The organism is Actinokineospora cianjurensis, assembly GCF_003663795.1.
In the GTDB taxonomy this organism is placed as follows: Bacteria; Actinomycetota; Actinomycetes; order Mycobacteriales; family Pseudonocardiaceae; genus Actinokineospora; species Actinokineospora terrae.
The window spans coordinates 3,178,481-3,200,935 of sequence record NZ_RCDD01000001.1 but is presented as its reverse complement, the minus strand read 5'-3'; the positions used below and the strand labels follow the sequence as shown (position 1 = coordinate 3,200,935).

Sequence of the window (22,455 nt, the reverse complement as noted above, 5' to 3'; positions counted from 1 at the left end):
AATCCTCCTTCTTCGGCCTCCGGGGCCGCGCCGGGTTCTCGGCGCGGCACCCGGGGGCGGTCGATCAGCCCAGCTCCGGGTAGAGCGGGCGGCGGCGCACCAGCGCGGCGACGCGCTCGCGCAGCGCCGTGCCGGTTGCCTCGTCGAGCTCGGGCCGCAACGCGACCGCGATGATGTCGGCGACCTCGGCGAAGTCCTCGGCGTCGAAGCCGCGGGTGGCCAGCGCCGGGGTGCCGATGCGCAGCCCGGAGGTGATCATCGGCGGCCGCGGGTCGAACGGGACCGCGTTGCGGTTGACGGTGATCCCGATCGAGTGCAGCCGGTCCTCGCCCTGCTGGCCGTCGAGCTGCGAGTCGACCAGGTCGACCAGCACCAGGTGCACGTCGGTGCCACCGCTGAGCACCTTCACGCCCGCCTCGGCCGCGTCCGGCGCGGAGAGCCGGTCGGCCAGGATCCTGGCGCCCTCGAGCACCCGGCGCTGCCGCTCGGCGAACTCCTCGGACGCGGCGATCTTGAACGCCACCGCCTTGGCCGCGATCACGTGCTCGAGCGGGCCGCCCTGCTGGCCGGGGAACACCGCCGAGTTGACCTTCTTGGCCAACTCCTTGGTGCAGAGCACCACACCGCCGCGCGGACCGCCGAGGGTCTTGTGCGTGGTGGTGGTGACCAGGTGCGCGTGCGGCACCGGGTTCGGGTGCAGCCCGGCGGCGACCAGCCCGGCGAAGTGCGCCATGTCGACCATGAGCAGCGCCTCGACCGAGTCGGCGATGCGGCGGAACTCGGCGAAGTCGAGGGTGCGCGGGTAGGCGGACCAACCCGCGACGATCAGCTTCGGGTTGTGCTCCTTGGCCAGCCGCTCGACCTCGGCCATGTCGACCCGGCCGGTCTCCTTGTCGACGTGGTAGGCCACCACGGTGTACAGCTTGCCGGAGAAATTGATCTTCATCCCGTGCGTCAGGTGCCCGCCGTGGGCCAGGTCCAGCCCGAGGATGGTGTCGCCGGGCTTGAGCACGGCGAACATGGCCGCGGCGTTGGCCGAGGCCCCCGAGTGCGGCTGCACGTTGGCGTGCTCGGCGCCGAAGAGGGCCTTGACCCGGTCGATGGCCAGCTGCTCGACCACGTCGACGTGCTCGCAGCCGCCGTAGTAGCGGCGGCCGGGGTAGCCCTCGGCGTACTTGTTCGTCAGCACCGAGCCCTGCGCCTCGAGCACCCCGATCGGGGCGAAGTTCTCCGAGGCGATCATCTCCAGCGTCGACTGCTGGCGGCGCAGCTCGGCGTCGACCGCGGCGGAGATCTCCGGGTCGACCTCGGCCAGCCGCTGCCCGAACATGGGTGTCCCTGCCATCAGCCCTCCTTGGTGTGCTCGGCGTACGCGGCGGCGTCGAGCAGCTCGGGCTCGCCGTCGACGCGGACGCGGAAGAGCCAGCCGTCGCCGAACGGGTCGGTGTTGACCAGCTCGGGGGTGTCCACGACCGCCTCGTTGATCTCCACGACCACGCCGTCGGCGGGCGCGAACAGGTCGGAGACGGACTTGGTGGACTCGATCTCGCCGCACGCCTCACCGGTGGTCAGCGTGGCGCCCACCTCGGGCAGCTGCACGTACACCACGTCGCCGAGCGCGTCGGCGGCGTACTTGGTCACCCCGACCGTCGCCGCGGCCGGGTCGCCGAGGTCGACCCACTCGTGGTCGGTGGTGTAGCCGAGGTTCTCCGGGTTGCTCATTGGGTTCTCGATCTCCAGGTTTCAGGCTTGACGCTGGTAGAAGGGCAGCTTGACGACCTCGACCGGCGCGCTGGTGCCGCGGATGTCCACGGTGAGCGCGGTGCCCGGCTCGCTGACCGCGACCGGCACGTAGGCCATCGCGATCGGGTGGCCGAGCGTCGGCGAGAGCGCGCCGCTGGTGACCGTACCGACCTGCGCCCCGGCACCGTCGAGCACCGCGTACCCGTGTCGGGGGGCGCGCTTGCCGGAACCGACCAGGCCGACCAGCACCTTGGTCTCCACGTCGGCGTCGCGGCGGCGCTCCAGCGCCTCCTTGCCGACGAACCCGCCCGCCTTGTCGAACTTCACGACCCGGCCGAGACCGGCGTCGAACGGGGTGAACGAGGCGCTGAGCTCGTTGCCGTAGAGCGGCATGCCCGCCTCCAGCCGCAGCGTGTCGCGGCAGGCGAGCCCGGCGGGCAGCAGCCCGTGCTCCTGACCGGCCTCGGTGAGCAGCCGCCACACCTCGGGTGCCTTGGCACCGTCCACGTAGACCTCGAAGCCGTCCTCGCCGGTGTAGCCGGTGCGGGCGAGCAGGATGTCGATGCCGCCGATGGCCGAGGGCACGCTGGCGTAGTAGGCGAGCGCGTCGAGGTCGGCGTCGGTGACCGAGCCGATGATGGCGGTGGAGGTCGGGCCCTGGACCGCGATCAGCGCCAGCTCCGCGGAGCGGTCGTTGACCTCGACGGCGAACCCGTCGGCCCGCTCGCGCAGCGCGGCGGCCACCGTGGCGGCGTTGGAGGCGTTGGCAACGACCATGAACTTGTCGGCGGCCAGCCGGTAGACGACCAGGTCGTCGAGCACGCCGCCCTCGGCGTCGCAGATCATCGTGTAGCGGGCCTTGCCCGGCTTGACCGCGGACAGCTTGCCGACGAGCGCGAAGTCCAGCGCCTGGGCCGCCTCCGGACCGGTCAGCTCGATCTCGCCCATGTGGCTGAGGTCGAACAGGCCGGAGGCGGTGCGGACCGCCTTGTGCTCGGTGAGCTCGCTGCCGTAGCGCAGGGGCATCGACCAGCCTGCGAAATCGGTGAACGAGGCACCGAGCGCCTCGTGCACCGAGTGCAGCGGGGAGGGGGTGCTCATGGAAGTCGGGTCTCCTTCGGCGCGCTGGGAACAGTGCTGTTCGCAGCGTGGCACGCCGGGCGCGCGGGCTGCAGCACGACCGGACGGGCTGTGGATGAGTGTGGGGGTTGTGGACAGCCGCGCGGCTGTTCGCTGTGGCGGGTGCGGCGGACGAGGGACATGGGAGCTCCTTGGCAGCGCGCCGGACGGGCGGATCCGGCGCTGGAACTCCCCCTCTGTCATGGCACCTGAGAGCTTCGCCGCGAACGCGGCTTGCACCGTGGGTGAGACGCCGAGATCGCGTCTGCTTTCCAGAGTGGCCTGGTGGGAACGGTAGCTTTACCTGAGAGATTGACGGGGAGTTTGCTCCTTCGGTGCCTCGATCAAGATCGAGGGCTCTCCCGGTCCCACTCGTACGGCCCGATATGCGGTTGTGCCACGGACACTAGTCGAGCCGGAACCCGAAAGGAAGTTCGAGGCGGTGCCTGGCGAGCAGGGCGTCGTCGGCGAGCAGGTCGCGGGTGGGGCCGTCGGCGACGACGACCCCCCCGTCGACGAGCACCGAGCGCGGGCACAACTGCAACGCGTAGGGCAGGTCGTGGGTGACCATGACCGTGGTCCGGCCGAGACCGAGCAGCACCTCGGCCAGCTCACGGCGGGCGCGGGGCTCCAGGTTGGCCGAGGGTTCGTCGAGAACCAGCACGTCGGGGTCGCAGGCGAGCACCGTGGCCAGGGCGACCCGGCGGCGCTGCCCGCCGGACAGGTGCAGCGGCGAGCGGTCCGCGTGCTCGGCCATCCCGACGTCGTCGAGCGCGCGCTTGACCCGGGCGTCGAGTTCAGGTCCGCGCAACCCGAAGTTCGCGGGACCGAAGGCGACGTCTTCGCGAACGGTGGGCATGAAAAGTTGGTCGTCGGGGTCCTGGAACACGATTCCGACCCTGCGCCGGACTTCTTTCATATTCTGTTTATTGACTTCCAGCCCCGTTACCTCGACCTTGCCCTGTCCGGTGAGCACGCCGTTGAGGTGCAACACGAGGGTGGTCTTACCGGCGCCATTCGGTCCGAGGACCGCGACCCGTTCCCCTTGCTCGACCCGCAGGTTCACGCCGAAGAGGGCTTGGTGGCCGTCGGGGTAGGCGTAGGCGAGGCGTTCGACCAAGAGGGCGGGGGGTGTCACAGCGCTATACCTAGCACGACCGCGGCTAGGGCGGTCGGGATGAACCCTACGAGCCAGGTGCGGCGCCCAGCGGGCTGTCCCTGGTCGGGCATGGCCCCGGTCCAGCCACGGGAGACCATCGCGAGGTGCACGCGTTCCCCGCGCTCGTAGCTGCGGATGAACAAGGTCCCGATACCGCGCGCGGTGGCACCAACCTGCCAGAGGAAGCGCGGGTCGTGCCCGCGGCAGATGCGGGCTATCCGCATCCTGCGGGCCTCGGCGGCGATCACGTCGAGGTAGCGCAACATGAGGGTGGCGATGGTGATGACCATGGTCGGCACCCGCAGCCGCTGGAGTCCGACGATCAGCTCGCCCGGCGTCGTGGTCGCGGCCAGGGTGAGCGACACCAGCACACCGAGGGTGCCCTTGACGGCGATGTTCCAGCCCGCCAGCAGACCGTGCTCGGAGAGCCGCAGCCCGAGGAACTCGACGGTCGGACCGCCCGCGAGGAACGGGAAGGCGATCGCGAGGACCACGAACGGCAGCTCGATCAGCGCCCGGGTGGCCAACCACCCCGGCGGGATCCTGGCGATCACCCAGACCCCGGCGAGGACGGCGAGGTAGAGGCCGAACGCCCAGAACCGCTCGCGGGGCGTCGCCACCACGCAGAGCACCCCCGCGACCGCGGCCACCACCTTGACCTGTGGTGCGAGCCGGTGGACCGGGGTGTCCCCCGGCCGGTGCAGCGGATGTGCGTGGCCCGCGCTCACGCCTTGGGACGCCTGCGCAGCAGCCAGAAGAACCCACCCGCGACAACGACGGTCACTACGACACCGATGACGCCCGCGAGGCCGGTGGTGTTCTCCCCGCCGTCGACCGCGTAGTCCGCCAGAGGGCTGCCAGCGAACTGGTGATCCTTGGCGTTCTGAGCGATGCAGGAGCCCTGTAGCTGCTCACCGCCCGCGGTCTCCACTACCTCGCAGCCCTTGAGGGTCGCGTGGTCGAGACCGTCCGGATTGGAATCAGCCAGGTAGGACACCGCGCCCGCGAGCACGAGGGCGACTAGGAGGAACCCGAGCAGGAAAGGCAGATTGCGGGTCTTGGCGGTGTCTCGGGTCTTAGTGGTGTCTCGGGTCTTAGCGGTCACGCCGGGGTCCCTTCACGCAGCTCCAGCGGGCGGGTAGTGCCGCGCAGCAGGTAGACCAAGTCGGGTCGAACGGCCGCGACAGCGCCAACGGTGAGCGCGGTGATCACGCCCTCGCCGATGCCGATGAGGCAGTGCACGCCGACCACCGTGGCCGCGACGGTGCCCAGGCTGAACGCCGGGTCGCCGCCGATCGCGAACTCCAGCACGAACCCGAGCGAGGCGACGACGGTGTTGACCAGGGCCGCGACGAACGCGACCACGACCAGCCCGACCCTGCCGGTGGCGAACCGCTTGAGCGCGGTGGCCACCAGGAACCCGGTCGCGGTGCCGATCAGGGCCATGTTGGTGACGTTGGCGCCCAGCGCGGTCACCCCGCCGTCGGCGAACACCAGCGCCTGCACGACCAGCACGATCGACACGCACAGCGCCCCGACCCACGGCCCGACCAGGATCGCGGCGAGCGCGCCGCCGAGCAGGTGCCCGCTGACCCCGGGCAGCACCGGGAAGTTGAGCATCTGGGTGGCGAACAGGAACGCGGCCACCAACCCGGCCAGTGGAGCAGTCCGGTCGTCGAGGTCGCCCCGCGCCTTCGCGGTGGCCACCGCGAGGCCGACGACCGCGACGCCGACGAACAGCAGCGAGGTCGTGGGGTTGAGCAACCCATCGCTCATGTGCATGGCGACCGAGCCGGTCATCGGCGCACCTCTCACGGGGACTCGGGGCGGGGACCCAGGGGTGGATCGAGCGTAGTTGCGAGCGGCACGCTACCGCCAGACCCTGGCAACAACCCACCTCAGGCCGTTGTGACCTCAGCTACCTCGTCACCCGGGTCCCCGAGCTCGTCCACCCAGGCGAGCTCGTCAGGCTTACCTCGCGCGAACCGCGTATCGCGCCACCTCGACTCGTCGTGGAACTCGGCACCCGCGAAGGTCGCCGACCGCTGGAACGTCACCTCGGTGAAGTTCGCCAGCCCGCCGAACCGGGCTCCGTCGAACCTGACGTCGTCGGTGAACGTGGCGGAGCGGAACCACACGTAGCTGCCGAACTCGGTCCCGGTGAAGTTCGTCCGGTGCTTGAAGGTCGCCAGCGCGAAGGTCGACGAGCGGATCCGGCACCGGTCGAGGTCGAAGTCGATGAGCACCGCCCCGGTGAGGCCGAGGTCGATGTCGGGCCAGAACGACTCCGGGGTCTCCGGGCGCAGGTGCAGCAGCAGGATGCGCTGGACAGCGCGCCGGACCTCCCGCTCCTCCAGGCGCTGCCGGTGGTCGAGCAGGTCACCGCCCTCGGGGAGGCTCCCCAGTGGTGGGTCGTACGGCATCCGCAGGTACGCGCAGTACACGTTGACCACGGTCTGGCGGTGGCCCGGGTTGTCCTGCGCGAGCCGCTCCAGCGCGTAGAGCCCGGCCATGCGCACCGGGGCCTTGTCGGAGCCGAGTTGGTCGGCGGCCTTGGTGTAGAGGTCGGTGATGCGGCGCTCGACGCCGTCCTTCTCGGTGATCGCGGCCATCCGGTCCTGGTGGGCCTTGGCGTCGGCGGCCACGTCGCGCTGGTGGGCGAGGGCCCGTTCGCGGTTGTCGAGGTCCTGCTCGGTGGTCCGCTGCCTGCGCCACGACAGGTACAGCGCGTACACGCCGCCTCCGCCGATGCCGATGCTCATGCCGATCCGGACGGCCTCGAACCGGGCGGTGACCAGCTTGTCGCCGGTGAGGCCGCTGGTCGCGGGCCACCACAGCAGCACGACGGTGGTCGCGGTGAGCAGGAGGATGCCGACCGCGACCAGGGCGATCGACCTGCCGGAGACCGGCCGGGGGTGGGATTGCGCGCTCACGACGGGGTGATCGGTGGGGGGCACGGGATCGTGTCAGAACCGGACGAGGGTGCGGCCGCCGCGGCCCGCGCGCATGTCGGCGAACGCGGTCTCCACGTCGTTCAGGCCGACCTCGGCGGTGACCAGGCCCGCGAGGTCGAGATCGCCGGAGGCGACGAGGTCCAGCAGGCGGGGGATGTCCACGTCGGGGTCGGACGAGCCGAAGAGGCAGCCGGTGAGCGTGCGGCCGAAGAAGTACAGCTCCAGCGCGCTGAACTCGACGATCGCCTTGGCCGACCCGACACCGACGACCACCACGTGCCCACCGCGCCGCGACGAGGCCCAGGCGGTGCGGATCGACGCGGGGACACCGGCGCACTCGAACGCGACATCGGCACCGCGGCCTTCGGTGAGCCCTCGGATGGTCTTGGCGGTCGCGGAGTCCGAGACGAGGAAGTCGGTAGCGCCATGTGCTCGCGCTAGGGCTTCCTTCTCCGGGTGCACGTCGACCGCGATGATCGGAGACGCCCCGGCGATCCGCGCGGCCTGCAACACCGACAGCCCGACACCGCCAACGCCGACCACCACCACTGACTGTCCCGGTTTGACCTGCGCGGTGTTGAACACGGCTCCTGCGCCCGTCAGCACCGCACACCCCAACACCGCCGCTTGCTCCAACGGCAGGTCTTTGGGGATCTTCACCGCGGCCCGCTCGGGCACAACCGTCTCCTCGGCGAAGGCTCCCGTACCGAGCCCCGGGTAGAGCGGGGTCCCATCGGGCAACGCCGCGTGCGGAACCTCGGCAGCGTCAGCGGCCCGCGCACACAGATACGGCTCCCCTTCAAGGCAGAACCAACACTCCCGACACGGCGGCGCCCAGTTGAAGATCACGTGATCCCCCACCGCGACCCGCGTGACCCCCTCCCCCACCGAGACGACGACGCCTGCCCCCTCGTGCCCCAGCACCGCGGGCACCGGCTGCCGCAACGTCCCCTCGGCCAGCGACAGGTCGGAGTGGCACACCCCCGCCGCCACGACCCGGACCCGGACCCGCCCCGGACCCGGCTCCCCGACCACGATGTCCCCGACCACCAGCGGTTCGCCCTGCGCCCGCAACACCGCAGCCCTGACCATGTCTCTCCCTCAGCCACCGTCCCCTGCCATCGAGGAGCCTACGGACCGGCCTCAGACGAAGGCGTTGATGCCGGTGAGGGCGCGGCCGATGAGGAGCTTCTGGATCTGGGTGGTGCCCTCGTAGAGGGTCATGACGCGCGAGTCGCGGAGGATCTTGGCGACGGGGTACTCGTCCAGGTAGCCGTAACCGCCGAAGACCTGGATGGCCAGATTCGCGACGGTTACGGCGTTCTCGCTCGCGAAGAGCTTGGCCATAGAGGCGGCGGTACCGAAGGGCAGACCGCGGTCCACTAGATCTGCCACTCGCCACACCAGCAACCGGGCGGCGTCAGTGTTGACCGCCATGTCCGACAGCATCTCCTGCACGAGCTGGTAACCGGCAATGGGCTTACCGAACTGCAAGCGCTCCTTCGCGTACTTCACGCTCGCCTGCAACGCCCCGTTGGCCAGCCCCACGCACCCGGCCGCGACCGACATCCGCCCCTTGTCCAAAGCGGACATCGCCACCTTGAACCCGACGCCCTCGTCGCCGAGGCGCGCGTCGGCGGGGACCCGCACCCCGTCGAGCACGAGCTCACCCGTCGACTGCCCGCGCAGCCCCAGCTTCCCCTTGATCTCCCGGTGCTGGAACCCGGGCGAGTCGGTGGGCACCAGGAACGCGCTGATGCCCTTGGGTCCCGGCCCGCCGGTGCGCGCGAAGATCAGCGCCAGGTCGGCCCAGGTGCCGTTCGTGATGAACATCTTCGTGCCGGTGAGCACGTAGTCGTCGCCGTCGCGGACCGCGCGCGTGGCCAGGTTCGCCGCGTCCGAGCCGGTGTCCGGTTCGGTCAGGCCGAAGCAGGCGAGCGACTCGCCGGAGGAGATCCTGGGCAGCCACCGGGACTTCTGCTCGTGGGTGCCGTACCCGGCGATCGACTTGCCGACCAGGCCGAGCGACACCGACACGATGCCGCGGATGGCCGAGTCGCCGCGGCCGAGCTCCTCCATCATCAGGCAGTACGAGAGGTGGTCGCCGCCGGAGCCGCCGTACTCCTCCGGCAGCGTCATGCCGAGGAACCCGACGGCGCCGAGCTTGCCGACGATGGCCCGGTCGACCTGTTCGCGGCGGTCCCACTCGGTGGCGTTGGGCACCACCTCGCGGTCGATGAAGTCGCGCGCCAGGTCCCAGAGGGCCTGCTGCTCACCGCTGAGGGCCAGATCCACGCCGGTCTCCCGTCCATAAACCAAACGGTGTTAGGTTCGCCAAGGATAGGATCGGCAGCCGAGCCCGGCAACCACCGCCGGGGTGAGGTGAGGACATGCCCCGGCCCCGCGTACCGCTGCTGGACCGGCCGCGCATCCGGGCCGCCGCGCTGACCGCGGTCGACCGCGACGGGCTGGCCGGGCTCTCGATGCGCAGGCTGGCCGCCGACCTCGGCGTGCAGGCGCCGTCGCTGTACTCGCACTACCGCACCAAGGACGACCTGCTGCAGGACATCGCCGAGGACGTCATGGCAGGGGTGGACACCGCGGGCTTCGCCGAGGACTGGGTCACCGGCCTGCGCGGCTGGGCGATCTCCTACCGCGCCGCGCTGGCCGCCCACCCCAACCTCGTGCCGGTGATCGCCGCTGGCCCGGCGCGCAGGCCGACCGCGCTGCTGCACGCCGACGCGGTGCACGGCGGGCTGGTCGGCGCGGGCTGGCCGCCGCGGCACGCCACCATGATCGGCGCGTCGACCAAGTACCTCGTGCTCGGCGCCGCGATGAGCTCCTTCTCCCGCGGCTTCGAGGACGACGTGCAGGTCTACGTCGACCGCTACCCGCACCTCGACCAGGCGCACCGGCTGCGCGAGCACGCCGACGAGATCGACGCCGAGAGCTTCGCGCTGGCCCTGGACGCGTTCATCCGCGGCCTGACCGCGCTGCACGCCCGGGTGGCTCGAGCCGCGCCCTAGCCGCGGCGAACACCGCGTCCGAGGTGGCCGAGAGCGCGGGCGAGTCCAGCTTCCACTGCTGCCAGAACAGCGGCACGTCCAGCACCCGGTCGGTCAACTCGACCAACTCCCCCGCCGCCAGCCGCGGCCGCGCCTGCATCGTCGGCACCAGCCCCCAGCCGAGCCCGGCGACGATCGCCGCGAGGAACCCCTCCGACGAGGGCACGTGGTGGCGCCGGTCGGCGGCGGGGCGCTCGGTCAGCCCGCGCACGAACACGTCCTGCAGCACGTCGCGGCGGTCGAACACCACCACCGGCGCGTCGGCGACGCACTGCCGCAGCGGACCGGCCAGCCACCGCTCGGCGAACGCGGGGGCGGCCACCGGCAGGTACCGCATCAGCCCGAGCGGGCGCACCGAGCACCCGGCCACCGGCTCCGGCGACGACGTGACCGCCGCCATCACCAGGCCCTCCCGCAGCAGCGCCGCGGTGTGCGACTCGTCCTCCCGGTGCAGGTCGAAGTAGACGTCGGGCACCCGGGTCAGCGCGGGCAGGATCCAGGTCGCCAGCGAGTCCGCGTTGATCGCGATGGGCAGCCGGACCGACTCCCCCGGCGTGCCGAGCCCGACCCGCAGGTCCCGGTCCAGCTGGGCGAGCTGCCGGGCGAACCGCACCACCTGGGTGCCGGACTCGGTGGGCCGCACCGGTTTCGTGCGCAGCAGCAGCACCCGCCCGGTGCGCTGTTCGAGCGCCTTGACCCGCTGGCTGACCGCGGACGGCGTCACGCCCAGCGCGGCGGCCGCGGCGTCGAAGGTGCCCTCGTCGACCACCGCGAGCAGCGTGCGGACCTGGTCGAGGGGCAGATCGTTCATCACGACCGCTAATGCTACGTAAGAATCATTAGCTGGTGTTACCCACGAGCGCGGCCATACGGTCGACGCATGGGGCTCGCGGTTCTTGCCGGGTTCGGCACCGGACTTTCACTGATCATCGCCATCGGTTCACAGAACGCTTTCGTGCTGCGACAAGGCATCCTGCGCCAGTCAGTGCTACCGGTCGTCGCGATCTGCACGGTCTCAGACGCTGTGCTGATCGCTCTAGGCGCGGGAGGCATGGGTGCGGTCGTCGCCGCGCAACCGGTCGCGCTCACCGTGGTCGCCATCATCGGTGGCGTGTTCCTGATGGGCTACGGGCTCATGGCGGCCAGGCGCGCGGTCCGGGCATCCACGCTGTCCGCGGTGGGCGCGGGCGCCGGGTCGACCCGCGCGGCCGTGCTCACCTGCCTCGGCCTGACCTGGCTCAACCCGCACGTCTACCTGGACACCGTGCTGCTGCTGGGCACGATCGCCGCGGCGCACGGCACGGACCGCTGGTCGTTCGCGGCCGGGGCGGTCCTGGCCAGCGTGTGCTGGTTCGCGGGCCTCGGCTTCGGCGCCCGCCTGCTGACCCCGGTGTTCGCCAGGGCGGCGTCCTGGCGGGTGCTGGACGCGGTGATCGCCGCGACGATGACCGCGCTGGGGGTGTCGTTGCTGGTGGGGGCGTGAGGACCACGCCCCCACCGCTCACCCGACGCCTGCGCCGTGCAACGCGACCCACCGGCGCATCGAGTACTCGACCATGGTGATCAGCGCGCTCTTGACCGACTGCCGGTCCCGCGCGTCGCACGGGACGATCGGCACCTCCTGCCCGATCGCCAACGCGTCCCTGACCTGCTCGATGCTGTGCCCGAGCACCCCGTCGAAGCAGTTCAACCCGATCACGTAGGGCAGGTTGCGCTCCTCGAAGAAGTCGATCGGGGAGAACGAGTCGGCCAGCCTGCGGGTGTCGGCCAGCACCACCGCGCCGATCGCGCCGCGCACCAGGTCGTCCCACATGAACCAGAACCGCTGCTGGCCCGGGGTGCCGAACAGGTACAGCACCAGGTCCGAGTCCAGCGACACGCGGCCGAAGTCCATCGCGACGGTGGTGGTGGACTTGTTCGGCGTTGCCGCGGTGTCGTCGATGCCCGCGCTGGCGCTGGTCATCACCGCCTCGGTGGTCAGCGGCATGATCTCCGAGACCGAGCCGACGAAGGTGGTCTTGCCCGCGCCGAACCCGCCTGCCACCACGATCTTGACCGAGGTCAGCCCACCACCGGGTGCCGGGTCGTCATAGCCTGCGGAGTCCACTCAGTACCCTTTCCATCAGCACCAGGTGAGCCTTGTTGGCGCCACCGGTCGCGGTCTTGTGCACGGCGACCAGGCCGAGTTGGGCCATGTCGCCCAACAGCACCTTGGCCACCCCGAGTGGCACCCCGAGCAGGGTGGCCACCTCGGCGACCGACCTGGGGTCGTGGCAGAGCGCACCGATCGCGCGGTGCTCGGACTCGGCGAAGGCCGTGGCGTCCCCGGCCCGCTCGCTGGTGGACACCATGGTCTCCACGCGCAGTTCGAAGTTGGACTTGGTGCGGCCCCTGGTCCAGGCGTAGGGCCGCACGATGGCGGCGGCGTCCTCCGAGGGGTCCTCGGCGGCGGCCACCCGCACCGCTGCGGCCGCGGTGGCCGTCGCGGGCCCGGCCGGGTCGACCTGGTCGGCCGCGTCGCCGTCCGGCCAGTCCGGCTCGTCGTCGCGCGCAGGGACCGCCGCTTCGTCCACTTCGGACTTGCGGCGCCTGCGGGACCGGCCGCCGCCCAGCGTCAGGTTGGCCATGACGTCGGCGATGGTGCGCTCCGGCTCACCGGAGCGGCCCTGGTTGGCGCTCATGCTGTGCTCATGCGGGCTGCCCCACCATCCTCCCGGCGGTCCCCTGCAGGGCCGCGCGCAGTTCCGGGGTCAGGATCTGGCCCACCCGGTCCACCAGCAGCGTCATCTCGTACGCCACTTGTCCGATGTCACAGGTCGGGGCCGCGAGGATCGCTAAACACGACCCGTCGCTGATGGCCATCAGCAACATGATCCCGCGCTCCATCTCGACCACGGTCTCCTTGACCGCGCCCGCCTCGAAGCAGCGGGCCGCGCCCTGGGTGAGGCTGACCAGCCCCGAGGCGACCGCGGCCAACTGGTCGGCGCGGTCGGTCGGCAGCCGCGCGGACGAGGTGAGCAGCAGCCCGTCGGCGGACACCACCACCGCGTGCGCCACCCCGGACACCCGCTCGGCGAAGTCGTTGACCAACCACCCGAACTGGCCTGGTTTGGACTGCGTGGACGTCATCGTGCTCCATTTCCCGTCGGTGACGGCGGCTGCGTCGGTCGGTTTGACTGCGTGCGACGTGGCTCAGGCATCCCCGCCTTCTTCCTCGGTGTCCCCGTCCTGTCCCGGGTGCCGCTGCGCGATGCTGCTGCGGCCCCGGCCGATCCCGCGCTGCAGGCTGCCCAGCCGGGAGCGCAGCGCCTCGGCGTCGCGCTCGATCAGCACCGCGGGCTGCTGCGCCGGGGTGTCGGCGCCGAGGCTGCCGGGCACCAGCCGCTCGCGCGGCGTCCGCCTCGGCAGTCCGCCGTCTGGCAGCGGATCGGCGTCGTCGTGGGTGGTGAGCGCCTCCGCGGCCTGCCAGCCCGCGTCCCGCGCGAAGCGCCACCGCGCGCCGCGCAGGTCGAGGCCCGGCTGGGCGTCGGTCTCCGGCTCGCCGTGCGCGGGGCCCGCGCGGTGCGCGCCCCTGGCCCGGTGGATGCCGCGCTGGTAGCTGGACAGCCGCTCGCGCAGGTCCTGCGGGTCGCGGGCGTGCGCTGGTGGCGCCGCGGCCGCCGCGCGCCTGCCGGGTTGCTGCACCCCGCCGGGCACCAGGTTGCGGCGCGGGGTGCGCCGGGGCAGGCCGGAGGTGGTGAAGTCCTCCGGCTCGGCAGCCGACACCGCGCGCGCGGTGTGGAAACCCTGGTCGGCGGCGAAGTCCCAGTCCGGTCCCCTGGTGACGTCGGCCGCGGTGGAGTTCGGGTCGTCGGTGACCGCCCGGAACCACGCGGAGACCATCTCGTCGAAGATCGGCGTGGTCTCGTGCAGCGCGGCGGCGGGCGGGACGACCGCGGCCTGGTGCACCAGCGTGGTGTCCCACCAGCCGCTGTCGTCGTCCACGTCGCCGTCGAAGTCGCCACCGTCCCGCACACCGCCGTCGTGCCGCACCCCGCCGTCGAAGGCGGACTGGGCTGGCCCGGGCTGCTCGGCCCGCTCGACGTGCTCGACCGGGTCGTCGTCGGGGACGAACAGCGCCTGGGTCTGCTCCACCGGCGGCACGTCCGGTTGCACGGGTGCCCTCGGTGAGCGGCGCGGCAACGGGACCCCGTCGCCGCTGGGGGTCGGCGACGGGATGGGCAAGGAGCCGGGCTGTTCGGCACCGTCGCCACCGGGGGCGCCGGTCGGCTCCCACCTCGGCTTGCCGTTGGCGAGCCTGCGGGCCAGTCCGGCGGTGAACCCGCTGGGACCGGTGCCGTTGCTCTCGCCGTGGTCGGTCCCGTTGTGACCGTTGCTGCCGTGACCGTTGCTGCCGTGACCGTTGGACCCGTTGCGGCTACCCGCACCTCGCCCGTTGGTCGAACCGTTGCCGTTGGCACTGCCGTTTCCGTTGACGGCACCGTGACCGTTGGAGCCGGTGTGGCCGTTGGACCCGTGGGCGCTCTGGGAACCGTTGGTGCCGTGGGACTCGCGGGCGGCGACGACCCTCGGGAGGTCGAGCCCGACGTCACCGGCGACGAGGTCCGCGGGTACGGCGATCACCGCGCGCACCCCGGTCTGCGCGCCGGGCAGCAGCCGCACCTCGACGTTGAGCCGGGCGGCGAGCCTGCCGACCACGAACAGCCCCATCCGGCGCGAGGTCGAGGCGTCCACGGTGCGGCTGTCGGCGAGCCGGGTGTTGGCGTCGGCCAGTTCCTGCTCGCTCAGGCCGATGCCGCGGTCGACGACCTCGACCCGGATCGCGCCGGTGTCGGTGACCTGGCTGGTGATCAGGACCTGGGTGGCAGGCGCGGAGAACGCGGTCGCGTTGTCGAGCAGTTCCGCGGTGAGTCGGACCAGGTCGCCGACCGCGTAGCCCACGACGAGCACCGCGGGCGGCGGGGCGATCACCACCCGCTCGTAGTGCTCGACCTCGGACACCGCCGCGCGCAGCAGGTCGCCGAGCTGGGTCGGCGCCTGCGCCCGGCGGGCCGGGTCGCTGCCGGAGAGCACCATCAGGTTCTCGTTGTTGCGGCGCATCCGGGTGGCCAGGTGGTCCAGCTGGAACAGCGTGGCCAACTGGTCGGCGTCCTCCTCGTCGCGCTCCAGCCGCTCGAGCAGGTGCAACTGGCGCTGCACCAGGCCCTGGCTGCGGCGGGAGAGGTTGACGAAGACGTTGCTGTAGTTGGCGCGCAGCACGGCCTGCTCGGTGGCCAGCCGCAACGCCTGCTCGTGCACCGCGTCGAACGCCCGCGCCACCTGACCGACCTCGTCGTCGGGCAGCACGGCCACCGGTTCGACCACCGGCGCCACCACGTCGTCGCCGTCGCGGATGCGGGCGACCGCGGCGGGCAGCCTGCGGGTGGCGACGTCGAGCGCGCCCCTGCGCAGCAGCGCGAGCGAGCCGAGCAGCTGCCTGCCGATCACGATCATCACCGCGGCGGCGGCGACCAGCGCCAGGATGAGGACCACCGAGGCCAGACCGGCCGCGTCGCTCGCCTCGTCCTGCATGGCCGAGGAGCGGTCCTTGATCTCGGCGCCGAGCAGGGCGCTGACCGCGGTGATCCGCTCGGAGACCTGCTCGGAGGAGGAGTTCCAGTCGACCGAGGTGATCGGCAGCGGCACGTTGACGCTGGCGCTGCCGTCGGAGCCGTCGCCGACGGCCAGGCGCAGCAGCTCCGTCCTGGTCCGCACCTCGGGCGCGTCGTGCAGCGCGTCGTAGCCGGACTGCTGGCGCAGGGTGGCGATGGAGCGGAAGTCGGCGGTGCGCTCGGCCAGCCGGGACTGCGACGCGCGCAGGCTGTCCAGGTCGGCGGCGTTGAGCCCACCCCTGGCGATGCCGATCGCGACCAGGCCCTGCTGGTAGTACACCTCTTCCTTGGCCGCCTCCAGGTCGTGCAGCGCGGCGGCGGTGTTGGCCAGGCCCGGGTCGGCGACCTCGCCGGTGGTGGCGCGGTCGAAGTCCAGCAGCGTGTGGATCACGTCGGTGTAGCCCGCGAGCGCGGTGCCGCTGTCCACCGCCCCGGCGCCGACCGGGCGGCGCAGCGCGGTGAGGGTGTCGAACGCCGAGGTGACGTCGACCAGCCGCGCCTTGGTCACCTCGGTGTCGAAGGTGGCCTTGCCGATGGCGCGGAACATCTCCTCCCGCGCGTAGTCGGCGCTCTGCCGCTCCCCGGCCAGTTCCGCGGCGATGTCGCGGGACCCGCCGGTGAGCAGCACCGCGGCCTTGGTGCGCTCGCGCTGCAGCCAGGTGAGGGCCTTGCGCAGGCTGTCGTTGACCGCGACGAGCTTGTCCACCCGCTGGTAGGACTCGGCGCGCTCGACCTGGCCGCTGATCCGCAGCACGCCGAGCACGATCGCGAAGGCGACCGGGACCATGATCACCGCGGCCAGCTTGACCGGGATGTTCCAGTCCCGCCACCGGGTCAGCGTGGCCACCGGGGACCGGCCGGCTTCCCCACCGGCCGTCCCCGGCGCGGCCCGCCGCGCGGTCGTCGCGCCCGGGATCCGCCCGGCGGCGACCGACGCCGCCCGCCCGCTGCCGGTCACGCGGCTCACTCGCGGACCTCCGAATCGGCTCGCGGCCGTCGTAGGAATAACACCCTCACCGCGTCGATCTCCCTCCGAGACGAATCCGCGTGGCACAGCGCGACCCGCGGCGTCCTATCAGGACTGTGAAACCAGCGGTGCGCCGATTCCCCGTACCGCGTCGATGACCCTTCCGACATCGGCGCGGCTTCGGCGAGAACTTGAGTGTCGATGCTACCCCGATCCGGCGATCTTCCTCCCCATTCCCGTTGACCTGCGAGAATGGCCGGGGCGGTGGGTGATCTCGCCACCCGGGCGGGCAACCGGAAGATCAATTGCGGGAATCGGTCACGCTTTGCATTGAATTTCCGCCTTGATCGCTCGATCGGGTATTCCCCCGGGTGGAAATCCGGGTTCGCGCCCCCTCCACCAGCCTGACCAGGGTGAACGCAGGTCGGACCACAGTGGATCTCCCCCGTCGCGGCGGCGGCACCGGGTTTCCACCCTCCTGATGAGACACCGAGTGACCCGGCAATTCACCACTAAGTGTGAACCGATTGACCCGGCCGACTCGCCGCCGAACCGGTACCGTTCGGTGACCTGCGGCGCCGACGCGACAACCGGGCCCGCCCCTGTGGACAACCATTGGCACGGCCGCCGCATTCGTGGCTACCATGGCGCCCGCCCCCTGGAGCGCGACCACCGCGCATTCGGGGAAATCACCCCCGGCGCCGCCCGAGGAACGCCACCGCGCGCGTTTCCACCCCTAGGTCGACGCCGCCCCCACCATTTCGGAGGAAAAGCATGACCCAGGTCGTCGGACGCCGGGCGGCGTCCAGCACCGCGCCACCGACACCGTCGGCCACCTTCGGCGGTATCGACGGCCGGGCGGGCACCGACGGCGCGAGCGGGCCGGACTTCGAGGCGATCCACCGCAGCCCGGAGTTCACCGCGCTGCGGTCGCGGTTCCGCCGGTTCGTCTTCACCCTCACCGCGCTGTTCCTGCTCTGGTACCTGTCCTACGTGCTGCTGGCCGCCTACGCGCACGAGTTCATGGCGACCAGGCTGACCGGCTCGATCAGCGTGGGCCTGGTGCTCGGGTTCGCCCAGTTCGCCTCGACCATCGCCATCACCGCCGTGTACTCGCGGTGGGCGCGGCGCCGGATCGACCCCGCGGTGGCGCGGCTGCACGAGCGCGCGGGGGCGGGCCGATGAGCGCCCTCGCGCAGGGGCAGGTCGGCGACCCGGTCCTCAACTCGGTGGTGTTCGGCGCTTTCGTGGTGATCACGCTGTTCGTGGTCTACCGGGTCGGCTCCCGCGGCAGCTCCACGGCCGACTACTACGCGGCGGGCGGCGGGCTCACCGGCGTGCAGAACGGTGTCGCGCTCTCCGGCGACTTCCTCTCCGCCGCGTCGTTCCTCGGGGTCGCGGGCGCGATCGCGATCCACGGCTACGACGGGTTCATGTACTCGATCGGCTACCTGGTGGCCTGGTTGGTGAACCTGCTGCTGATCGCGGAACTGGTGCGCAACACCGGCCGGTTCACCATGGGCGACGTGCTGGCGTTCCGGATGCGCCAGCGCCCGGTCCGCGCCGCGGCGGCGACCTCGACCCTGGTGATCTCGCTGTTCTACATGCTGGCCCAGATGGCGGGCGCGGGCGCGGTGGTGGCGCTGCTGCTCGACGTGCACACCAAGGGCGGGCAGGCGCTGGTGATCAGCGTGGTCGGCCTGATCATGGTGTTCTACGTGCTGGTCGGCGGGATGAAGGGCACCACGTGGGTGCAGATCATCAAGGCCGTGGTGCTGCTGCTGTGCGTGGTGCTGATGACGGTGTTCCTGCTCGGCAAGTTCGGCTTCAGCCTGACCGCGCTGATGGAGCAGGCCGCGGCGAACAACACCAAGGGCGAGAAGATCCTCGACCCCGGCGTGCAGTACGGCAGCACCCCGATCAGCACCCTGGACTTCATCTCGCTGTCGGTCGCGCTGATCCTGGGCGCCGCCGGTCTGCCGCACGTGCTGATGCGGTTCTACACGGTGCCCGACGCCCGCCAGGCCCGGATCTCGGTGGTGTGGACGGTCGGCATGATGACGGTGTTCTACGGCGCCACCCTGATCATCGGCTACGGCGCGTCGGCCCTGGTCGGCTCGGAGCGCATCCTGGCGGCCACCGGCCGGGAGAACGCCGCGGCCCCGCTGCTGGCCTTCGAGATCGGCGGCACCGTCCTGATGGGAGTCGTCGCCGCGGTCGCCTTCGCCACCATCCTGGCCGTCGTCGCGGGCCTCACCATCACCGCCTCCGCCTCCTTCGCCCACGACGTGTACGCCAACATCCTGCGCCGCGGCAAGGCCGACCCGGTCTCCGAGGTCCGCGTCGCCCGCGCCACCGCCCTGGTCATCGGCGTCCTCGCCATCCTCGGCGGCATCCTCGCCAACGGCCAGAACGTCGCCTTCCTGGTGGCCCTCGCCTTCGCCTTCGCCGCGTCGGCCAACCTGTCGACGCTGCTGTACTCGCTGTTCTGGAAGCGCTTCAACACCACCGGCACCCTCTGGGCCATGTACGGCGGCCTCGGCTCGTGCCTGGTCCTGGTCTTCTTCTCCCCCGTGCTTTCCGGCGCCCCCACCTCCATCCTGTCCGGTGTGGACTTCCACCTCTTCCCCCTCTCCAACCCCGGCATCATCTCCATCCCCATCTCCTTCATCGCCGGCTACCTCGGCACCATCCTCAGCCGCGACAAGGCCGACCCCGCCAAAGCCCGGGAAATGGAAGTCCGAGCCCTCACCGGCATCGGCCGCTGACCACCCCTCCGGTTGTCCGGCCCGGCGCCCACACCCCCGGGCCGGACAACCACCTCACTTTCGGCCCCCACCCACACCCCGTGGATGGGGGCCGATCCCTTGCCCCACACCCAGCCCTCACAGGCGTTGGCTAACCACGCGCACCCAAGCAACGTTGGCCAACCACCCGGCCCTCACCGACGTTGGCCCCCACGTGCCCCTCTGCAACGTTGGCCGACAAGCGCTCCTCGGATCCGCTGGTGCCAACCCTGCTCGATGGGGCGGACTTGTTTTGTGTGGGGGGACGGTGCCCGTAGCGTCGTTCGCGGACAGGGCCATGCTCTTCGGCCCCTGCTTTGCGGTCCTGCCACGGGTTCCGTAGGGGCCCCGCACAAAACAAGTTCGCCCCATCGAGCTTGTCACTTAAATCGCGCCCCCACGCAATGCCGCAGGCGAGCCGTCAATCGTCGACGGCGCAGCCGAGAACGAGAGCCGCCTACCCCCGCTCACCCTCCACAAAGGACAACAACCCCACCGTAACCCCCACCAACACCGCGGGCACCACACTGAACCCCACCACAACAGCCACCCGCACCCCCTCCCCCTGCACCCCTCCCCCCGACACATACCCACCCAACCCCAACAACCCCCCAAACACCCCAGGCCCCAACGCCAACCCCGCCGTCTCCCCCGCCGTCCACACCCCCGAGAACACCCCAGCCCGCACTACCCCAGCCCGCCGCTCCTCAGCCGAGATGATGTCCGGCAACATCGCCATCGGAAACACCTGCAACCCCGCGTAAGCCACCCCGGCGACCCCCACCAACCCCACCAGCACAGGCATCGCGGGCACGAACACCACCAGCCCGATCGACACAGCGAACAACACCGAAGCCACCTGATACCCCACCCGCTTCCCCCACCGACGCCCAACGACCTGCCACACCGGCACCACCAGCAGCGCAGGCGCGACAAAGGCAGCGAACAGCAGGGTCTGAGCACCGGGGTCCTGGAGAACGACCCGCGAGAGGTAGTCCACTCCAGCCAGAAGGGTCCCGATACCGACGGCCTGGATGACGAAGGTCAGCAGCAACAGCCGGAAGGGCCGGGACGACCGGACCGCCGCGAGGAGCTCCGGGAAGCGGGCGCCCGTGGGTGTGACGCGCGCAACAGGGGCGGTGGCGGTACCGATGTAGACGCCCAGGGTGCCGACCACGATGAGGAGGGCTACCGCGAGGGCCATGACGCGGTAGCCGCCCCCGGAGTCGCGCAGGAGCGGGGCGCCCGCTCCGCAGAGGAGGATGGCGATGGCGAGAGCCGCGACGCGCCAGGCGATCAGGCGGGTGCGGTCGTGGTAGTCGTCGGTGAGTTCGGCGGCCATGGCGACGTAGGGGACCTGGAAGAAGGCGAACGCGGTCGCGCAGGCCAGGAAGGACACCGCGACCCAGGCGCCGTCGCCGAGCGGGGTGCCGAACAGAGGTGGCAGGAACATGACGGCGAACAGGGCGGCCAGGGCGAGGCCGCCGCGCAGCAGGAACGGGCGGCGCGGACCGAGCCGATGCGTTGCCCGGTCACTGATTCGACCGGCGATCGGGTTGAACGCCACATCCCACGCCTTGGGCACCAACACCAGCACACCGGCGACGGCGGCCGGGACGGCGAGCCGGTCGGTCAGGAACGGGAGCAGCAGCAGACCGGGTACGGTCGCGAACGCCCCTGTGGCAAGCGATCCGAGCGCGTAGCCCACCCGGATCCGTGGCGTCACCGTCATGCCGACTCCCATCGGATCGGGGTCCCCCGGGCGCGATGGTACGGCCAGTGTGATCGAGTCGGTGCCAGGCTGCCCCTCCGGTTGCGGCCAGGTCGGTATTACAGTGCACGCCGTGCTCGACTCTGTGGGGTCACCGGGGCTGTCCACCCGGCTGCGCGCGTTCCTCGACGATCGCGCGCCCGAGACGCCATGCCTGGTGCTGGACCTCGAAGTGGTGCGGACCAACTACCGCGCGATGCGCGCGGCGCTGCCCGAGGCCACGATCTTCTACGCCGTGAAGGCGAACCCGGCGCCCGAACTGGTCCGGACCCTCGTCCACGAGGGGTCCTCCTTCGACGTGGCGAGCACCGGCGAGATCGATCTGTGCCTGGCGCAGGGCGCCGACCCGTCCGCGATCTCTTACGGCAACCCCATCAAGAAGGCCCGCGACATCGCTTACGCCTACGGGCGTGGAGTGCGGCGGTTCACCTTCGACTCCGAGGGCGACCTGGCGAACCTGGCCGAGCACGCGCCGGGCTCCCGGGTGTGGTGCCGGTTCCTGGTGGACGCCCCCGCGTCGGGCACGCCGTTCGGCGCGAAGTTCGGCTGCTCGCCGGAGATGGCGCTGCGGTTGCTGACCAAGGCCGCCGACCTGGGGCTCGCGGTGGACGGCGCCTGCTTCCACGTGGGCTCGCAGCACACCGACCCGGCGGCCTGGACGGCCGGGATCGCCCAGGCGGGCCGCATCGCCGGGGGCCTGGCCGACGCCGGGGTGCCGACCCGCTCGCTCAACCTCGGCGGCGGGTTCCCGGCCTCCTACCGGGAGCAGGCGCCGCCGCTGACCGCGCACGCCACCGCCATCCGGGCCGCGGTGGCCGCGCACTTCGACTCCCCGGTGGAACTGGTGGTCGAGCCGGGCCGGGCGATCGTCGCGACCGCCGGGGTGATCAGGACCGAGGTGGTGCTGGTGTCGCGCAAGTCCGACGCCGACGAGCACCGTTGGGTCTACCTCGACATCGGCCGCTACTCGGGGCTGGCCGAGACCGAGAACGAGTACATCGCCTACCGGCTGCGCACCGCCCACCCGGCGGAACCGAGCGGGCCGGTCATCATCGCGGGGCCCACCTGTGACGGCGATGATGTGATCTACCAGAACACCCCGTATCGTCTTCCGACGGCGCTGCGGGCGGGCGACCACGTCGACATCCTCGACGCGGGCGCGTACACCGCGAGCTACTCCTCGGTGTCGTTCAACGGTTTTCCGCCCCTTCCGACGTTGTTCGTCGGCTGATTTCCTCGC

At 71.4% G+C, this 22,455-nt stretch carries 21 protein-coding genes and 2 riboswitches; of the genes, 5 read left to right on the top strand and 16 right to left on the bottom strand.

Annotated elements, in window-relative coordinates:
• Nucleotides 1–64: 64 nt before the first annotated feature.
• The 10 genes from glyA to CLV68_RS14320 all read right to left on the bottom strand — a co-directional run bounded on the left by glyA (nucleotide 65) and on the right by CLV68_RS14320 (nucleotide 9,270).
• Nucleotides 65–1,330 carry a serine hydroxymethyltransferase gene (gene glyA, locus CLV68_RS14365; RefSeq protein WP_121390789.1) on the bottom strand — a complete coding sequence of 422 codons (1,266 nt, stop codon included), beginning with the start codon at nucleotides 1,328–1,330 and terminating at the stop codon, nucleotides 65–67.
• A 14-nt stretch (nucleotides 1,331–1,344) separates the two neighbouring features.
• Nucleotides 1,345–1,722, bottom strand: a complete 378-nt coding sequence (gene gcvH / locus CLV68_RS14360) for a glycine cleavage system protein GcvH (RefSeq protein WP_121390788.1) — start codon at nucleotides 1,720–1,722, stop codon at nucleotides 1,345–1,347.
• A gap of 21 nt (nucleotides 1,723–1,743) precedes the next feature.
• Entirely contained in the window at nucleotides 1,744–2,844 is a 1,101-nt protein-coding gene (gene gcvT, locus CLV68_RS14355) for a glycine cleavage system aminomethyltransferase GcvT (RefSeq protein WP_121390787.1), read from the bottom strand.
• Between the two features lie 205 nt (nucleotides 2,845–3,049).
• Nucleotides 3,050–3,144, bottom strand: a riboswitch (glycine riboswitch).
• Nucleotides 3,145–3,237, bottom strand: a riboswitch (glycine riboswitch).
• A gap of 31 nt (nucleotides 3,238–3,268) precedes the next feature.
• Nucleotides 3,269–4,000, bottom strand: a complete 732-nt coding sequence (locus tag CLV68_RS14350; RefSeq protein WP_121390786.1) for an energy-coupling factor ABC transporter ATP-binding protein — start codon at nucleotides 3,998–4,000, stop codon at nucleotides 3,269–3,271.
• A complete protein-coding gene (gene cbiQ / locus CLV68_RS14345) occupies nucleotides 3,997–4,749 on the bottom strand; it encodes a cobalt ECF transporter T component CbiQ (RefSeq protein ID WP_121390785.1) in 753 nt (250 codons plus the stop codon). Before cbiQ ends, CLV68_RS14350 begins: the two co-directional genes overlap by 4 nt.
• The gene (locus tag CLV68_RS14340; RefSeq protein WP_425454834.1) at nucleotides 4,746–5,126 is read right to left on the bottom strand and encodes a PDGLE domain-containing protein; all 381 of its coding nucleotides are present in this window, start codon (nucleotides 5,124–5,126) and stop codon (nucleotides 4,746–4,748) included. The genes cbiQ and CLV68_RS14340 overlap by 4 nt, the downstream gene beginning before the upstream one ends.
• The gene (locus tag CLV68_RS14335; RefSeq protein ID WP_121390784.1) at nucleotides 5,123–5,821 is read right to left on the bottom strand and encodes an energy-coupling factor ABC transporter permease; all 699 of its coding nucleotides are present in this window, start codon (nucleotides 5,819–5,821) and stop codon (nucleotides 5,123–5,125) included. The genes CLV68_RS14340 and CLV68_RS14335 overlap by 4 nt, the downstream gene beginning before the upstream one ends.
• A gap of 98 nt (nucleotides 5,822–5,919) precedes the next feature.
• On the bottom strand, nucleotides 5,920–6,954 hold the full coding sequence (locus tag CLV68_RS14330) for a pentapeptide repeat-containing protein (protein ID WP_121390783.1): 1,035 nt from the start codon (nucleotides 6,952–6,954) through the stop codon (nucleotides 5,920–5,922).
• A gap of 33 nt (nucleotides 6,955–6,987) precedes the next feature.
• A complete protein-coding gene (locus tag CLV68_RS14325) occupies nucleotides 6,988–8,067 on the bottom strand; it encodes an alcohol dehydrogenase catalytic domain-containing protein (protein ID WP_121390782.1) in 1,080 nt (359 codons plus the stop codon).
• A 51-nt stretch (nucleotides 8,068–8,118) separates the two neighbouring features.
• Entirely contained in the window at nucleotides 8,119–9,270 is a 1,152-nt protein-coding gene (locus tag CLV68_RS14320; protein ID WP_121390781.1) for an acyl-CoA dehydrogenase family protein, read from the bottom strand.
• Between the two features lie 95 nt (nucleotides 9,271–9,365).
• On the opposite strand from CLV68_RS14320, the gene CLV68_RS14315 reads away from it, so the two are divergent.
• Complete coding sequence (locus tag CLV68_RS14315; protein ID WP_121390780.1) at nucleotides 9,366–10,001, top strand: TetR/AcrR family transcriptional regulator; 636 nt, start codon at nucleotides 9,366–9,368, stop codon at nucleotides 9,999–10,001.
• Here CLV68_RS14315 and CLV68_RS14310 read toward each other — a convergent pair.
• The gene (locus tag CLV68_RS14310) at nucleotides 9,949–10,851 is read right to left on the bottom strand and encodes a LysR family transcriptional regulator ArgP (protein WP_121390779.1); all 903 of its coding nucleotides are present in this window, start codon (nucleotides 10,849–10,851) and stop codon (nucleotides 9,949–9,951) included. The two genes, CLV68_RS14315 and CLV68_RS14310, sit on opposite strands and share 53 nt — an antisense overlap.
• 69 nt (nucleotides 10,852–10,920) lie before the next feature.
• On the opposite strand from CLV68_RS14310, the gene CLV68_RS14305 reads away from it, so the two are divergent.
• Nucleotides 10,921–11,523: a LysE/ArgO family amino acid transporter gene (locus CLV68_RS14305; RefSeq protein WP_121390778.1), complete on the top strand. Its 603-nt coding sequence runs from the start codon at nucleotides 10,921–10,923 to the stop codon at nucleotides 11,521–11,523.
• A gap of 18 nt (nucleotides 11,524–11,541) precedes the next feature.
• On the opposite strand, the gene CLV68_RS14300 is transcribed toward CLV68_RS14305, so the two are convergent.
• From CLV68_RS14300 to CLV68_RS14285, 4 genes are all read right to left on the bottom strand, one after another.
• Complete coding sequence (locus CLV68_RS14300; protein ID WP_170224292.1) at nucleotides 11,542–12,147, bottom strand: GTP-binding protein; 606 nt, start codon at nucleotides 12,145–12,147, stop codon at nucleotides 11,542–11,544.
• A complete protein-coding gene (locus CLV68_RS14295; RefSeq protein WP_121390777.1) occupies nucleotides 12,128–12,721 on the bottom strand; it encodes a DUF742 domain-containing protein in 594 nt (197 codons plus the stop codon). The genes CLV68_RS14300 and CLV68_RS14295 overlap by 20 nt, the downstream gene beginning before the upstream one ends.
• A gap of 7 nt (nucleotides 12,722–12,728) precedes the next feature.
• Nucleotides 12,729–13,169: a roadblock/LC7 domain-containing protein gene (locus CLV68_RS14290; protein ID WP_092778986.1), complete on the bottom strand. Its 441-nt coding sequence runs from the start codon at nucleotides 13,167–13,169 to the stop codon at nucleotides 12,729–12,731.
• A 63-nt stretch (nucleotides 13,170–13,232) separates the two neighbouring features.
• A complete protein-coding gene (locus CLV68_RS14285; RefSeq protein WP_121390776.1) occupies nucleotides 13,233–16,658 on the bottom strand; it encodes a nitrate- and nitrite sensing domain-containing protein in 3,426 nt (1,141 codons plus the stop codon).
• A 774-nt stretch (nucleotides 16,659–17,432) separates the two neighbouring features.
• Between CLV68_RS14285 and CLV68_RS14280 the strand changes: the two genes are divergently transcribed.
• Together CLV68_RS14280 and CLV68_RS14275 are read left to right on the top strand one after the other, a co-directional pair.
• Nucleotides 17,433–17,843 (top strand): DUF485 domain-containing protein, encoded by a 411-nt coding sequence (locus CLV68_RS14280; RefSeq protein ID WP_121390775.1) that lies wholly within the window; start codon nucleotides 17,433–17,435, stop codon nucleotides 17,841–17,843.
• On the top strand, nucleotides 17,840–19,426 hold the full coding sequence (locus tag CLV68_RS14275) for a solute symporter family protein (RefSeq protein WP_121390774.1): 1,587 nt from the start codon (nucleotides 17,840–17,842) through the stop codon (nucleotides 19,424–19,426). The genes CLV68_RS14280 and CLV68_RS14275 overlap by 4 nt, the downstream gene beginning before the upstream one ends.
• 475 nt (nucleotides 19,427–19,901) lie before the next feature.
• Here the strand turns inward: CLV68_RS14275 and CLV68_RS14270 are convergent, their stop codons facing one another.
• Nucleotides 19,902–21,176: an MFS transporter gene (locus CLV68_RS14270; protein WP_121390773.1), complete on the bottom strand. Its 1,275-nt coding sequence runs from the start codon at nucleotides 21,174–21,176 to the stop codon at nucleotides 19,902–19,904.
• Nucleotides 21,177–21,279: 103 nt separating this feature from the next.
• Here CLV68_RS14270 and CLV68_RS14265 point away from each other — a divergent pair, with 103 nt between their 5' ends.
• Nucleotides 21,280–22,446, top strand: a complete 1,167-nt coding sequence (locus CLV68_RS14265) for a type III PLP-dependent enzyme (RefSeq protein ID WP_246009809.1) — start codon at nucleotides 21,280–21,282, stop codon at nucleotides 22,444–22,446.
• Nucleotides 22,447–22,455: the final 9 nt, after the last annotated feature.